At 62.6% G+C, this 13766-nt stretch carries 13 protein-coding genes; 3 read left to right on the top strand and 10 right to left on the bottom strand.

The features are described 5' to 3' along the window. Positions 1 to 34 precede the first annotated feature (34 nt). Positions 35 to 805: an SDR family oxidoreductase gene (locus CHC01_RS04785; RefSeq protein WP_089262909.1), complete on the top strand. Its 771-nt coding sequence runs from the start codon at positions 35 to 37 to the stop codon at positions 803 to 805. Between the two features lie 242 nt (positions 806 to 1047). On the opposite strand, the gene CHC01_RS04780 is transcribed toward CHC01_RS04785, so the two are convergent. The 4 genes from CHC01_RS04780 to CHC01_RS04765 all read right to left on the bottom strand — a co-directional run bounded on the left by CHC01_RS04780 (position 1048) and on the right by CHC01_RS04765 (position 4754). Further along, positions 1048 to 1656, bottom strand: coding sequence for a JAB domain-containing protein (locus tag CHC01_RS04780; RefSeq protein WP_089262907.1), 609 nt, complete (start codon positions 1654 to 1656; stop codon positions 1048 to 1050). 97 nt (positions 1657 to 1753) lie between these two features. Next, positions 1754 to 2581 carry a type I methionyl aminopeptidase gene (gene map / locus CHC01_RS04775; protein WP_068733840.1) on the bottom strand — a complete coding sequence of 276 codons (828 nt, stop codon included), beginning with the start codon at positions 2579 to 2581 and terminating at the stop codon, positions 1754 to 1756. A 131-nt stretch (positions 2582 to 2712) separates the two neighbouring features. Next, the gene (sfsA, locus tag CHC01_RS04770; RefSeq protein ID WP_089262905.1) at positions 2713 to 3426 is read right to left on the bottom strand and encodes a DNA/RNA nuclease SfsA; all 714 of its coding nucleotides are present in this window, start codon (positions 3424 to 3426) and stop codon (positions 2713 to 2715) included. Positions 3427 to 3431: 5 nt separating this feature from the next. Then, positions 3432 to 4754 carry a mechanosensitive ion channel family protein gene (locus CHC01_RS04765; protein ID WP_089262903.1) on the bottom strand — a complete coding sequence of 441 codons (1323 nt, stop codon included), beginning with the start codon at positions 4752 to 4754 and terminating at the stop codon, positions 3432 to 3434. 239 nt (positions 4755 to 4993) lie between these two features. Here CHC01_RS04765 and CHC01_RS04760 point away from each other — a divergent pair, with 239 nt between their 5' ends. Then, positions 4994 to 6790: a potassium/proton antiporter gene (locus CHC01_RS04760; RefSeq protein ID WP_089262901.1), complete on the top strand. Its 1797-nt coding sequence runs from the start codon at positions 4994 to 4996 to the stop codon at positions 6788 to 6790. A 5-nt stretch (positions 6791 to 6795) separates the two neighbouring features. On the opposite strand, the gene modC is transcribed toward CHC01_RS04760, so the two are convergent. The 6 genes from modC to mepA form a co-directional block, all read right to left on the bottom strand. Beyond that, entirely contained in the window at positions 6796 to 7476 is a 681-nt protein-coding gene (gene modC, locus CHC01_RS04755) for a molybdenum ABC transporter ATP-binding protein (protein ID WP_089263657.1), read from the bottom strand. Positions 7477 to 7478: 2 nt separating this feature from the next. Beyond that, the gene (gene modB, locus CHC01_RS04750) at positions 7479 to 8174 is read right to left on the bottom strand and encodes a molybdate ABC transporter permease subunit (RefSeq protein ID WP_089262899.1); all 696 of its coding nucleotides are present in this window, start codon (positions 8172 to 8174) and stop codon (positions 7479 to 7481) included. A gap of 3 nt (positions 8175 to 8177) precedes the next feature. Next, positions 8178 to 8963, bottom strand: coding sequence for a molybdate ABC transporter substrate-binding protein (gene modA, locus CHC01_RS04745; protein ID WP_089263656.1), 786 nt, complete (start codon positions 8961 to 8963; stop codon positions 8178 to 8180). A gap of 192 nt (positions 8964 to 9155) precedes the next feature. Then, positions 9156 to 9653 (bottom strand): hypothetical protein, encoded by a 498-nt coding sequence (locus CHC01_RS04740; RefSeq protein ID WP_089262897.1) that lies wholly within the window; start codon positions 9651 to 9653, stop codon positions 9156 to 9158. Positions 9654 to 9655: 2 nt separating this feature from the next. Continuing rightward, entirely contained in the window at positions 9656 to 9865 is a 210-nt protein-coding gene (locus CHC01_RS04735; RefSeq protein ID WP_089262895.1) for a TOBE domain-containing protein, read from the bottom strand. A gap of 151 nt (positions 9866 to 10016) precedes the next feature. Continuing rightward, positions 10017 to 10952: a penicillin-insensitive murein endopeptidase gene (mepA, locus tag CHC01_RS04730; RefSeq protein WP_089263655.1), complete on the bottom strand. Its 936-nt coding sequence runs from the start codon at positions 10950 to 10952 to the stop codon at positions 10017 to 10019. A gap of 378 nt (positions 10953 to 11330) precedes the next feature. Here mepA and CHC01_RS04725 point away from each other — a divergent pair, with 378 nt between their 5' ends. After that, on the top strand, positions 11331 to 13565 hold the full coding sequence (locus CHC01_RS04725; RefSeq protein ID WP_089262893.1) for a putative bifunctional diguanylate cyclase/phosphodiesterase: 2235 nt from the start codon (positions 11331 to 11333) through the stop codon (positions 13563 to 13565). Positions 13566 to 13766 lie beyond the last annotated feature (201 nt).

Here is a 13766-nt window from a genome sequence, read left to right as displayed (position 1 = left end):
CATATTCGCGACATCCAATGACACAAGGGATCACATGACTACCAGCCTTCACGGATTGAGCTCCATCGTCACCGGCGGAGGTCAGGGCATCGGGCGTGCCGTTGCCCAGGTCTTTGCTGCTGCCGGTTCGCGCGTACTGGTCGCCACCCGTACCGAAGCCAGTGGCGCGAAGACGGTTGACCTCATCCGGGCCGCCGGCGGCACGGCGGAATTGCTGGTCGTCGATTTCGACAGCCGGTCCGCGTCGCGGCTCGCCATCGATTCGGCGTTGAAACATTTCGGTCAGCTCGACATTGTCGTCCATAACGCTGCGGCATTTCCGCTTCAACGCATCGAGAACCTCACCGACGACGCGCTCGAGACGACGCTGACGGTGAATCTGAAGACGGCATTCTGGCTTGCACAACTGTCGCTCCCGCATCTCAAGGCAAGCAAACAGGGGCGGCTGCTGTTCACCTCCTCGGTCACCGGACCGCGCACGGCCATTCCAGGTCTGGCGCATTACGGTGCGTCAAAGGCCGGCCTCAACGGCTTCATCCGGTCTGCCGCCCTGGAATTTGCAAGCGCGGGGATCACGGTCAACGGTGTCGAACCCGGCCTGATCCGAACACCTGCCATCGAGTCGCATACGGATGAAGAGCGGTTCGCGCAGATGGCGGCGATGATCCCGGTCGGGAAGCTCGGTGATCCGGAAGACATCGCCGAAGCATTGCTGTTTCTGGCATCGGCGCAGGCGAAATTCATAACCGGCCAGACAATCATCGCTGATGGCGGTGCGCTACTCGTGGAAAATCCGGGAATATGAGGTGTGCGCCGACGACGTGCGGTCTTAATGAAGTGATTCATGCAAATCCGACGTGAGCGTTGCAACGGCAGCCGGTGGCGCGAAGCGGTCGTTGAGATGTGGATGGTAGATCTAACTGGCTCGCTGGCTGGACTTAGCCCTAACATTCTCTTGATGGGCTGGTCTGACCAGGACTGTCGACCGCTGATCGCTCCGATTTGTGCAAAGGCACCAGATCATGCTCGATCATTTCGGCTCCGGGATCAGTTGTGACCAAATGTGCAAGTGGGGTATCGAGTGGGATAGTTGTGCACCATGACGATAGCCGTCGCGGACAGTTCGAGCGCGCGCTTCACGACCTCACGCGGATAGACCGGTGTGTGATCGACGGTGCCGACCTGCTGCACCTCGTCCGAGATCAACTGGTTGCGCTTGTCCAGGAACAGGATGCGGAACTGCTCCTTGTCGGCAAAGGCCATGGCCGTGCGGCAATAGTCGATCACCGTGGCCCATGACGACAATACGGTGCGCTGTTTCAACTGCCCCTTGGCGACGCGGCTGGTGGCGGCGGCGATCAGTTTGATCTCGGTGATGGCCGCTTCGCCGAGTCCGCCGACTTCGCGCAGCCGCGTGTCCGGGGCATGCACGGTTTCGGCAAAGGAGCCGAATTTCGTGATCAGCAATTTCGCTAGCGGTTTCACATCCCGGCGCGGCAGCGCACGGAACAGCACCATTTCCAGCAATTCGTAGTCGCTCAGCGCATCGGCGCCGACGCTGCGAAAGCGCTCCCGCAGTCGCTCCCGGTGGCCATGATAATGCGGCGCTTCGGCAAGACCCGGCGGCGCAGTCGGATCGATGGGGCTGACGGGCATGTGGCGCAAACGCTCGCATGGACATTATCCGCGAGCATGCCGTGCGCGGCTGCATTTGCAACCAGAAAGTGTTCGATGTCGTGTGGCGATTTGAAGGTTAGGCGGCGGGCGTCGGCGGCTGTTCGTTATGCCGCTTGGACAGCGTGAAAATCTCGACGCCGGTCGCCGTCACGCCGACGGTGTGCTCGAACTGCGCCGACAGCGACCGGTCGCGGGTCACGGCGGTCCAGCCGTCGGACAGAACCTTCACATGTGGCTTGCCGAGATTGATCATCGGCTCGATGGTGAAGAACATGCCGGGGCGCAAGGTCACGCCTTCGCCAGGGCGGCCGACATGGATGATATTCGGCTCGTCATGGAACATGCGGCCGAGGCCGTGGCCGCAGAAGTCGCGCACCACGCTCATCTGCTGCGGTTCGACGAAGCTCTGGATCGCATGGCCGATGTCGCCGGTGGTATTGCCCGGCTTGACCACGGCGATGCCGCGCATCAGCGATTCATAGGTGACTTCGACCAGTCGCTCCGCCTTGCGGGCGAGTTCGCCGACGCCATACATGCGGCTGGAATCGCCATACCAGCCCTCGACGATGAAGGTGACGTCGACATTGACGATGTCGCCTTCCTTCAGCGCGCGGTCGCCGGGCATACCGTGGCAGACCACGTGATTGATCGACGTGCAGGTCGAATAGCGATAGCCGCGATACATCAGCGTGGCCGGAAAGGCGCCATGGCTGAAGGCGAATTCCCGCACGAAATCGTCGATCGCCGAAGTCAGCACACCCGGCTTCACCAGATCGGTCAGCTCGTCCAGGCACAGCGACACCAGCGCGCCGGCCTTGCGCATGCCAGCAAAAGCGGCGGGACCGTGCAGCTTGATCTGGCCGGTTTTGCGCTGGGAGGTTTCGGAGGCTTCGACGTAGCTCATCAGGTGATCTTGCCAGGCAGGATGCGACGGGAATGTGCGATTTGAGGCCCCAATTTAATGGCTGGGGCGGTCAGCGCAAGCCAAAGCAGCCCCTCCAGGACCTCATCGCTCGGTCCCAACCCCAGCCATATTCATGCCTGAATCGGCACTCGGCCGGCCAGAACGATGCCGTCATGGTCGATCCGGCAGGTATAGGCGATGGCTTCGACGCCTGCGGCGCGGGCCTTGTCGAAGGCGCGGCCATAGGTCGGGTCGATATCCCGCGCCAGCGCAAAAGCCGTGGACGAGCCGATCTGGACCACGAACAGCATCACGGCCCGGGCGCCTGTGGCAACCATGGCGGCCAGTTCGTCGAGGTGACGGGCGCCGCGTGCGGTGACTGAATCCGGGAATTCCGCCAATCCCGGCTGGCGCATCATGTGGACGTTTTTGACCTCGACATAGCAGGGCGGCCGTGACGGGTGTTCCAGCAGGAAATCCACCCGCGATGCTGCACCATATTTCACCTCACGGCGGATGATGTCGTAGCCGGCGAGTTCGGGAATTGCGGTGTCGGCCAGAGCCTCGGCGACGATGGCATTGGGGTGCATTGTATTGACGCCGACCAGCTCCGGGCCATTGCCGAAGTCGGCTTCGATCAGCTCCCACGAGTAAGGCAGCTTGCGGGTCTTGCTCGGCGACTTCGACAGCCAGACTCGCGCGCCCGGCGCCTGCAGGCCGATCATCGCGCCCGGGTTGGCGACATGCGCGGTGATCACGCTGCCATCGGCCAGTTCGACATCGGCAAGGAAGCGCTTGTAGCGCCGCAGCAGCGTCGCCGGAACCAGATCGGCCTGTAGCTTCATCGGAACTATTCCAGACCGGATGCGACTTCGACAATGGTTTCGACCGGTAGTGCACCGCCACGGATCTTCAGCTCGCGGACCGGATAGGGCACGCGGATGCCCTCGCGCTTGAAGGCATCCCACAGTCCCAGCATCACCTCGCTCTTCACAGCATCCATGCCGTCGGGCGAGTCGATCCAGAAGGTCAGCGAGAATTTCATGCCGGCTTCGGCGAATTCAGTGAGGATGCAGTTCGGCGTCTTGGCCGTATTGGCCCGTGGCGATGCCGTTGCGACGTCGATAGCCAGCTTGCAGACGACGCGCGGATCCGCATCGTAATTGGCGCTGAAATTGACCTTCACCAGCGTGTCCTTGTCCGTATAGGTCCAGTTCACCACCTTCTGGGTAATGAGGTCCTCGTTGGGGATCAGGAACTCGCGGCCGTCGCCCGCGGCGACCGAGATGTAACGCGTATTCATCGCACTGATGCGGCCGGAGCTGTCGCCGATGGTGACGAGGTCGCCGGGCTTCACCGATTTGTCCGCCAGCAGGATCACGCCGCTGATGAAATTGGCGACAATCTTCTGCAGGCCGAAACCGATACCGACACCGACCGCGCCGGAGAACACGGCGAGCGCCGAGAGGTTAATGCCGACCGCACCCATGACGAGAGCGACGGCGAACACCATCAAGAGCAGGCGCACCAGCTTGATCAGCAGGACCTGGATCGAGGGCGTGAGGTCATGGGACTGCCTGATCCGGCCTTCCAGAAAATTGCTGGCAATATTCGACAGCCATAGCGCTACCGCGAGCAAGACGCCGAGCTTGATCAAGAGTAGCGGGGTCAGCCGGAGGCCGCCGAGGTCGATCCCGTTCGCATCCAGCATGGTGATGGTCGGCTGCAACTGGCCGACAATGCTGAGGGCCGCCACGAACCAGGCCGAGATCGACACCAGCCGGACCAGGAATTCGTTACGGATCACGCTGGTGACAAGCCGGATCACCAGCCAGGCGAGTGCAAGCTTCGCGGCCACTGACAGCAAATAGCTGCGGCTCGGCCATGTCACGCTCAGCATGATCACGCGGTCGAGGGTCATCAGGATCGCAAAGGCGGCGGTGGCCGCGCTGCCGACGAGAATGCGCATGAACATGCGCAGCGGCGCCGGCCAGCCCATCGCCAGCGAGGTCATATCGACCCGCGAGCGGATTGCGGCCCCGATGGCGAAGGCAATGCCACCACCGGCCATCATCAGTCCGAGCTGCAGATAGAACCACGGCGAGGTTACCTCGGCGCCGAACGATCGTGCGGTGGCCAGCACGAATTCGTGGGTGTCGGTCAGGTCAAGCATCGCGCGGCTCTCGTTGTCGTGAATGTATCGTGTGGTGTGGAATCATCGCTGGACGGCGCATTTGATTCGGGTGGGCAGAGATTCACACAAGCACCACGTCGACGCCATCGAGCGGAGCTTTTGCCTTGAGCAATTCCCGAGAAATATACCTGCAAATAGGTATCACGCAGAAAACGTTTGGCGTCTCGGGGTGACGACGATAAGCATGGATTTACAAGTATTTCCGGCCTCGGAGCCTCATGGCGTCACTTGATTCCGTCAGCATTGCCATCCTTCTCGGCGCAGTTCTGGTCATGGCCGGCATCCTGTCCAGCCTGCTTGCGCTTCGCTTCGGCGCGCCCTTGCTGCTGTTCTTCCTGTTTATCGGCATGGTGGCAGGCGAAGCGGGCCCCGGCGGACTGCGGTTTGACGACGTCCATACAACCTATGTGGTCGGCTCGGTTGCACTCGCGCTGATCCTCTTTGACGGTGGGTTGAAGACACGATTTCAGGCCATTCGCGCGGTGCTGGCCCCGTCGATGGTGCTGGCCACGATTGGCGTGTTGTTGACGGCGTTGATCACGGCACCGGTCGCCAAATATGCCCTCGACCTAAATTGGACCCAGGCGCTGCTGACCGGCGCGGTGGTGGCTTCCACCGACGCGGCTGCTGTCTTTCTGCTGGTCCACGCGCAAGGCCTGCGCCTCAGACCGAGGGTTGGAGCGACACTCGAAGTTGAGTCCGGAACGAACGATCCGTTCGCCGTCTTTCTGACTCTGACGCTGGTCAAGCTTCTGTCGCTGGGGGACGCCTCCGCCGGTCATGTGGCAATGGAGTTTGTTCAGGAAGCCGTGCTGGGCACCCTGATCGGCGTCGTCGGTGGCCGGTTGGTTGTCCTGGCCATGAATCGCGTGGCGCTGCCGCAGGGGTTGCATGCGCCCTTCGTCTGCACCGCGGCTCTGGTGATCTTCGGGCTGGCTCAGATCGCTCACGCCTCAGGCTTTCTGGCGGTCTATCTTGCCGGCATCATCATTGGCAATCGTCCGACGCGGGCGCATAATTCCGTGGTGACGTTCCTCGACGCTGCGACGTGGCTGGCGCAGATCGTGATGTTCGTCATGCTCGGTCTTCTGGTGTCGCCGGAGCGGCTGGTGGGCAGCATCATTCCGGCGGTCGGCGTTGCCCTGGTTCTGATGTTCGTGGCGCGCCCGGTCGCGGTCTTCCTGTGTTTGCAGCCTTTCCGCTTCAACTGGCGTGAAAAGATGTTCGTTTCGTGGGTCGGCCTGCGCGGTGCCGTCGCAATCTTCCTTGCCTCGATCCCGATGCTGGTTGGTCTGCCCAAGGCGTCGCTGTATTTCGACGTCGCTTTCGTGGTCGTGATCATCTCGCTGTTGTTTCAGGGATGGACCCTGGCTTTTGCCGCCCGGAAGCTGCATGTCGCTCTGCCGCGCACCGACAGGGGGCCGCGCCGTATCGAACTCGATTTGCCAGGTCAGCTCGAACAGCAACTGGTCGGCTATGCCGTGCGCCCGAAGAGCCTCTACCTGAAACGCAACCTCATTCCGTCGTGGTCGAAGCCGACGCTGGTCATTCGCGATGAGCGCATCCTGACGCCGGCGGAGGCCGAGCCTGTTACGGCCGGCGATTACATCTATTTGCTGGCGCCGCCGGAAAAGGCCGAGGCGCTGGATCGCTTCTTTGTCGATATGCCGCCGAGCACGGCGCCGGACCCGCATCTGCTTGGTGACTTCATGGTGTCTGGTGAAATCACTCTCGGCGACCTTGCGGCGATTTACGGCATCGCCGTCGATCCAGCCCAGTCGTCGCTGACGCTGGCGGATTATTTTGACATCCACCTCGACCATGCGCCGACCGTTGGGGCTGCCTTGCCGATCGACAGTATCGATCTCGTCGCGCGCAGCCTTGGCGGCGGGCGTGTCAACGTGGTCGGTCTGCGTCTGCCCGAAGATGAAGATCCCGCGCCGCCGAAGTTGACACGCAGGCAAGCCTTCAAGGCGAAACTGAAGCGAGGCTGGATCACGCTGTCCGGCGCCTGATTGGCTCAGGCTGCCGGGATGATACGCGGCAGGATCTCGGTGCCACCGAAGGCCGCGACACGGCCGCGCTTCAGCATCACGACCTGCGTCGCCAGTTGCCGCATCTCGTCGGCATCGTGACTGACGAAGACCATCGGCACATCGCCTGCATCGCGCAGCCGCTTGAGGTAGGGAAGGATCTCCGCCTTCCGCTCCTCGTCGAGCGCCCCCATCGGTTCGTCGAGCAGCAGCAGCCTCGGTTGAGATAGCAGCGCACGTCCCAGCGCCACGCGCTGGCGTTCACCGCCCGAGAGGCCACCGGGACGACGATCGAGCAGATGTCCGATATCAAGCATCTCTGTAATGCGCGTTTCCTCAGCAGAATCGCGTGTCAGGCGGTTCATCCGGCGTCCGTAGTCGAGGTTCTGCGCGACGCTCAGATGCGGGAACAGTCGCGCATCCTGAAACACATAGCCGATGCGGCGCCGATGCGGCGGGACGTGGACGCGCGCGCTGCCGTCATAGAGCACGTCGCCATCCACGGCGATGATGCCGCGATCCGGCTGCACGAGGCCGGCGATCATGCTGACCAGCGAAGTCTTGCCCGCACCTGAGGAGCCGAACAGGCCCGTCACGCGGCCTTCGCTGGTGAAGGCGACGTCGACTGAAAATTCGCCAAGTTGTTTGAACACATCAACGCGCAGCACGATCAGTTTCCGTGCAGCCGTTGCGTCGCGCGGCGCGCGAACCATTCCGAAGCGATAAGCGCCAGCACAGCGATGCCGATGGAGATCATCACCAGACGTGAGGCTGCCGCGTCACCGTCGGGCGTCTGGATCAACGAGTAGATCGCGGAGGAAATCGTCTGGGTCTCGCCGGGAATGTTTGAGACGAAAGTAATGGTGGCACCGAATTCGCCGATGGCCTTGGCAAAGCCGAGGACCATGCCGGCCAGGACGCCGGGCAGCGCCAGCGGCAAGGTCACGGTCGCAAACACCTTCCAGGGCGATGCGCCGAGCGTGCTCGACGCCTGTTCGAGCCGCCGGTCAACCGCTTCAATCGAGAGCCGGATCGGCCGCACAAGCAGAGGGAACGACATCACGCCGCATGCAAGCGCGGCACCCGTCCAGCGAAAGGCGAAGACGATGCCGAGATGTTCGGCGAGCCAGGCGCCGAGAATGCCGCGTTTGCCGAACAGCAGCAGCAGCAGATAGCCGGTGACAACGGGCGGTAGCACCAGCGGCAGATAGATTATGGCGTCGATGATCGGCTTGCCCCAGAAGTCACGCCGCGCGAGCAGCCAGGCGACGCCGATTCCAATCGGCGTCGAGATCAATGTCGCGATCACGGCGACCCTGACTGAAAGCAGGATCGCCGTCCATTCTTCAGGGGAGATGTCGGACACGTGTCAGGACGTCGGCTTGACCAGGAAAGTGAAGCCGTACTTCTCGAGAACAGTCTTTGCGGCCGATGACCTCAGGAAGGTCAGGTAGTCGGCGGCTTCGCTCTTGGCGGTGGTGGTCGCAGCTATCGGATAGATGATCGCAGGATGCGAGTCCGACGGGAAGGTGCCAATGATCTTCACGCCCGGATCGATCTTGGCATCGGTCGCATAGACGATGCCAAGCGGAGCTTCACCGCGTGAGACCAGCGTCAGCGCAGCGCGCACGCTCTCGGCCATGGCGAATTTCGACTCGGCGGCGGTCCAGCTGCCGAGCTTCTCAAGCGCGGCCTTTGCGTATTTGCCGACGGGGACCGACTTCACATCGCCGGTGGCGATCTTGCCGTCGCCGGCGAGCTTGGCGAGATCGAAGCCTTGACCGATGGTGACGTTGTCGAGCTTGGCGTCCTTTGCGGCGATCAGCACGATGCTGTTGCCGAGGAGGTCGGTGCGCGTGGCGACGTTGATGTTCTTTTTGCCGATGGCGTAGTCCATCCAGTCGGTGTCGGCGGACACGAAGACGTCGGCCGGCGCGCCCTGTTCGATCTGCTTGGCGAGCGCCGAGCTTGCAGCATAGCTGGCGGTGATCTTCACGCCGGTCTTGGCAGTGTAGGCGGCATCGAGCTCGTCGAGCGCGTTCTTCATCGACGCTGCGGCGAACACGGTGAGGGTTTTGTCCTGCGCATGGGCAGGCGTGAAGGTCGATCCGAGCAGGATCGAGAACGCAGCGAAAAGTCCGGCAAAACGGTTCATGTGGCGCTCCATGCGTGAGCGCAGCGCAAAGTGCGCGCAACTCAGGCGTTGGTTGGGTGGGACCTGCGACAGGCGGAAGCGCCGTTCCGGCAATCCCGAGGACTTACGGTCCGCAGGGATATCGCTAGGGAATAATATCAGGCTGGCCAAGGGGGTAAAGGCCCTTGGGCGCGGAGGCCTCTAAGGCTGCCGTCACTCGGACGGCAGCACGGCCAGGCTGATGGTGTTTTCAGTCACGCCGCTGACCTGGATCACGAACGGACCTGCAGCAAGATCGTACTTTATGGTCTTGCGGATGCCGGTGCAGTCGGTCGCGCCGCTGAACTCCATCGGCTTCAGGATCTCACCATCCTGCACCACGTCGACCCACGCCGCCGACGACAGGCTGATGGTGTATGTGCCAGCCTTTGGCGCCTTCTGGAAGCGCGCAAAGCCTGCAAATGTGCCGTCTTTCGGCCTTCGCTCTGGGGACGTCGGCAGCTTCGCCTCAGCGGGTGTCTTCAAATCAAGGATCGCTGCGGCGGGAATTGCGAGGTCGGCGCCAGAGGCAATCTTGAGGCGATCCTGCGCCGTCAGTGCAGCGCGCTCCTTGTCGATCGGCCACTTGAATTTGTCACAGCCGCTTGGCTCGGCAGCCCATGCAGGCGCCGAACCGAGCAGTGTGAGCGCGACAATCAGACGCGCATACATAATCAATCCACCGCGATCATGACGTCGGAGGCTTTCACCACGACGATGCATTTGCCGCCGGCCTTGAGCGCCAGATCGTCAACGGCTTCGTTGGTGATTGACGAGGTCACGACCTGGCCGCCGCCGATGTCGACGCGGACATGCGACGTGGTCGCGCCCTTGGTGACTTCGAGGACAGTACCCTTGATCTGGTTGCGTGCACTGATGCGCATGTTGGATCTCGCCGATTGGGCCGGGCAGCTGACAGCCGCGGCTGATCTGGAAGGAGTTCGGGAGGGGCGCCCGTTGTTGATCGTCGGCTTACGGCACAACGATGGCATGTTCTAACCCGGTTTCACGACAATGCGATAGCCAATCGGCCGATCACGGTGCCGTCAGAACCTGTCGGCACGCAGCCGGCATTTCTGCGAGCGTCATCGGTGGCTTCGGCTTGGGCGGAACCGGCGGCGGTTTTGGATGCAGCACGGCATCGCTGAACCAGTAAGCCAGATCGCCGGCGCTGCAGCCCTCGGAATCAGTCGGCGGTGGCTGGGATTCGCATTCGGCACTGCCGACCGGGCATTTGATGCGGACATGGAAGTGATAATCATGGCCGTACATCGGCCGCACCTTCGACAGCCAGCTGCGGTCGCCCTTGGCTTCGCGGCACAGCGCCTTCTTGATGGCGGCGTTGACGAAGATGCGTTCCACGCTGGGCTCCACCGCCGCGGCGCGGATCACCGGCAGATGGGACGGCGTCCAGGTGGTCGGATCGATGTCGAGCCGGTCGTGCCGCACCATCATCACCGCCGACATCTCCTCACGCTCGTTGCGCGAGAGCTGGCGGTTCGGCATCGGCGTCAGCCAGATATCGGCATCAAGCCCGACCTGATGGCTGGCATGGCCTGTGATCATCGGGCCGCCGCGCGGCTGCGACATGTCGCCGACCAGGATGCCTGGCCAGCCGGCGTTCTTGTTAGCCTTGACCGATAGCCGCTCCAGCAGCTCGACCAGTTGCGGATGCGCCCAGTTGCGATTGCGCGACAGCCGCATCACCTGCCAGGTCGGCCCATTGATCGGCAGCGCTTCGGCGCCTGCGATGCAGCCCTTGGCGTAGAAGCCGACCACGCGCACCGGCGATTTCGTCGGCAGCACCTTGCGGCCGAATAGTTCTTTGGCACCGATGGCCGGGTCGTTCGGATTGGCCAGCGGCGGCAGCGGTTTCAGATCGACGCTGCCTTTGGTTTGCGCCAACGCCGGCGGCGTTGAAGCAATGACGGCGGGCAGGAATATGAGGCTGAGAATCAGGCGAAGGCTCATGCTGCGACTATAGCTGAAGCTGTCGATGAGGTGAGTGACCTGCGGCACGCATGATTTTAACGCGCGGGTAACCATGTCTGACGCTGGCGCTTTTTTTTGCGTTTGGGTTTGCTGGTCCTCCCGTTGTAACCGGCTCAGTCGTTTTATCAGCGTTTCGAGCCGCTTGCGTCTCTCACTTGGCGGGGATGATCGCGCGTGACCCGGTAACGTCCAGACATGGGTAACCATACGCCCACGGTTTTTGCCTGTTGTGAAGGCATGGGATGTGTACAGGCGCGCAGTTCAGACGGTAATCGGTTGCTGTGAACGGGCATTGATACCGTTTTTTCAGACACTTCTTGCACAGATTGTCACACGCGCGTTGCGAGTGGATCATTGATGCCGAAGTTCCGGCCTGAAGCGAAAAAGAAAGCGAAAGCCGGACTGGCGTTTCGGATCACCCGGCCGAGCCGGGCGATCGCGGCTGCGCCGAAACTGGCGCCGAAAAAGGGTCTTGTCAGCGGTCCCATCCGCGAGATCGTGCGACAGCGTGCCCAGGCCGAGGCGGCGATCGCGGAAGCCCGCAAATCCCATGAGCGTCTGCGCGAGGCGATCGACATCCTGCCGCAAGGCATCGTGTTTCTCGATTCCGACGGGCGCTACATCCTCTGGAACAAAAAGTACGCGGAAATCTACAACCGCAGCTCGGATCAGTTCGTGCCGGGTGCGCGTCTGCAGGACACGATCCGCGTCGGTGTCGAGCGCGGCGACTATCCTGAAGCCATCGGTCGCGAGGACGAATGGATCGCAGAACGCGTCGCCAAGCTGTTCCATCCAGGCGAACGTCACGAGCAGGTTCTGGCCGACGGCCGCGTCGTCCTGATCGAAGAGCGGCTCACCGAAGACGGCGGTGTCATCGGTCTGCGCGTCGACATTACCGAGCTGAAACAGCGCGAGGCGTCGTTCCGCCTGCTGTTCGAGAGCAATCCGGTGCCGATGATCGTCTGTGCGCTCGATGACGAACGCATCCTCAGCGTCAACGACGCTGCGATCGAACATTACGGTTACACGCGTCCGGAATTCGAGAAGCTCACCATCCGCCAGTTGCAGGCTTTCGAGGCCGCCCCGCCCTGGGTCGGCGATCACGCCAATGACGAGCAGGCCGCGCGAACCTGGAAACACGTCAAGGCCGACGGCTCGCTGATCGATCTGGCGATCTATTCGCGGCACCTCGTCTACAACGAGGAGCCAGCCGTGATGCTGGCGCTGATGGATATCACGGAGCGCAAGCGTGCCGAGATGCGGCTGGCTTTCATGTCGCATCATGATGGCCTCACCGGCCTGCCAAATCGCAACCTGCTGCGCCAGCGTCTCGACGAGGTCCTCGCACATACCCGGCGCACCGGCGAGAAGGTCGCGGTGCTGTTTCTCGGCCTCGACAACTTCAAGGGTGTCAACGACACGCTCGGCCATGGTATCGGCGACAAGCTGCTGCGCGGCGTGGCGCGGCGGTTGCGGTCGTCGTTGCGCGAGGAAGACGCGCTGGCGCGGCTGAACTCCGACGAATTCGCCATCATCCAGACCGGCATCAACCGTCCCGAGGATGTCGTGCTGCTGGCGCGCCGGCTGCTCGATGCCGTCGGTGAGACCTATCTGCTCGACGGTCATTCGGTGGTCATCGGTGCCAGCATCGGCATCGCGATGGCGCCGAGCGACGGCGACGAATCCGAGCGGTTGCTCAAGAACGCCGACATGGCGCTGTCGCGCGCCAAGAACGACTCGCGCGGCACCTTCAGCTTCTTCGAGTCCGGCATGGACGCTCGCGCGCAGGCGCGCCGCAAGATCGAGATCGATCTGCGCTCCGCCATTCAGGACGATCAGCTCCGACCCTTCTACCAGCCGCTGATCGATCTCAAGACCGGTCGCATCACCGGCTGCGAGGCGCTGGTGCGCTGGCCGCATGCGGAGCGCGGCATGATCTCGCCGGCGGATTTCATCCCGGTGGCAGAAGACACCGGCCTGATCAATGCGCTCGGCACGCAGATCCTGCGCCGCGCCTGCAACGAGGCCGCGCGCTGGCCCGATGAAGTGCGCGTCGCAGTCAACCTGTCGCCGCTGCAGTTCCGCGTCGGCAATCTGCTCTCGGTGGTGATGGATGCGCTGAAGCATTCCGGATTGCCGCCGCGGCGGCTTGAGCTTGAAATCACCGAGACGCTGCTGCTGGAAAAGAGCAATCAGGTGCTAGCGACCCTGCACGCGCTGCGCGCGCTCGGCGTTCGCATATCCATGGATGATTTCGGCACCGGCTATTCGTCGTTGAGCTATCTCAGAAGCTTTCCGTTCGACAAGATCAAGATCGACCAGTCCTTCGTGCGTGATCTCGGCTCCAATCGCGATGCGCAGGCCATCGTGCGCTCGATCATCAGCCTTGGCATGGGCCTCGGTGTCACCATCACGGCGGAAGGCGTCGAGACAGAATCCGAACTCGCCTGCCTGCGCAGCGAAGGCTGCCATGAAGGGCAGGGCTTCCTGTTCAGCCGGGCGCGGCCGAATGAGGAGATTGTCGAGCTGCTGCGCGCTCAGGCCATTGCTGCGCCGGATGCGGAACTGTCCGTCCGCGCGCAGGTCGCATAATGCACGCGCCGATCTCCGCTTCGACGAGGGCGCGGACGACCCTTCATCCCGTTTCCCATTGCGAGAATGGAGCGCCGGGAGGCGCCAGGGGTTTGCGAGACCCCTTGAGGCTGGCCTTGCGAGGGCCGGCCCGCACGTCAGCACCGGCGGGATTGCGAGTCCCGCAGGGAAGACGCGCGCGTTACGACATCGGTGGGGGTG

It is taken from the genome of Tardiphaga sp. OK246, assembly GCF_900188215.1.
In the GTDB taxonomy this organism is placed as follows: Bacteria; Pseudomonadota; Alphaproteobacteria; order Rhizobiales; family Xanthobacteraceae; genus Tardiphaga; species Tardiphaga robiniae.
This window is presented reverse-complemented; position numbering and strand designations above follow the sequence as displayed.

Coding starts and splice junctions, on each gene's coding strand:
- CHC01_RS04725 (WP_089262893.1), top strand. CDS start 11,331: ATGCCGAAGTTCCGGCCTGAAGCGAAAAAGAAAGCGAAAGCCGGACTG.
- mepA (WP_089263655.1), bottom strand. CDS start 10,952: ATGAGCCTTCGCCTGATTCTCAGCCTCATATTCCTGCCCGCCGTCATT.
- CHC01_RS04785 (WP_089262909.1), top strand. CDS start 35: ATGACTACCAGCCTTCACGGATTGAGCTCCATCGTCACCGGCGGAGGT.
- sfsA (WP_089262905.1), bottom strand. CDS start 3,426: ATGAAGCTACAGGCCGATCTGGTTCCGGCGACGCTGCTGCGGCGCTAC.
- CHC01_RS04735 (WP_089262895.1), bottom strand. CDS start 9,865: ATGCGCATCAGTGCACGCAACCAGATCAAGGGTACTGTCCTCGAAGTC.
- CHC01_RS04760 (WP_089262901.1), top strand. CDS start 4,994: ATGGCGTCACTTGATTCCGTCAGCATTGCCATCCTTCTCGGCGCAGTT.
- CHC01_RS04740 (WP_089262897.1), bottom strand. CDS start 9,653: ATGTATGCGCGTCTGATTGTCGCGCTCACACTGCTCGGTTCGGCGCCT.
- CHC01_RS04780 (WP_089262907.1), bottom strand. CDS start 1,656: ATGCCCGTCAGCCCCATCGATCCGACTGCGCCGCCGGGTCTTGCCGAA.
- map (WP_068733840.1), bottom strand. CDS start 2,581: ATGAGCTACGTCGAAGCCTCCGAAACCTCCCAGCGCAAAACCGGCCAG.
- CHC01_RS04765 (WP_089262903.1), bottom strand. CDS start 4,754: ATGCTTGACCTGACCGACACCCACGAATTCGTGCTGGCCACCGCACGA.
- modA (WP_089263656.1), bottom strand. CDS start 8,963: ATGAACCGTTTTGCCGGACTTTTCGCTGCGTTCTCGATCCTGCTCGGA.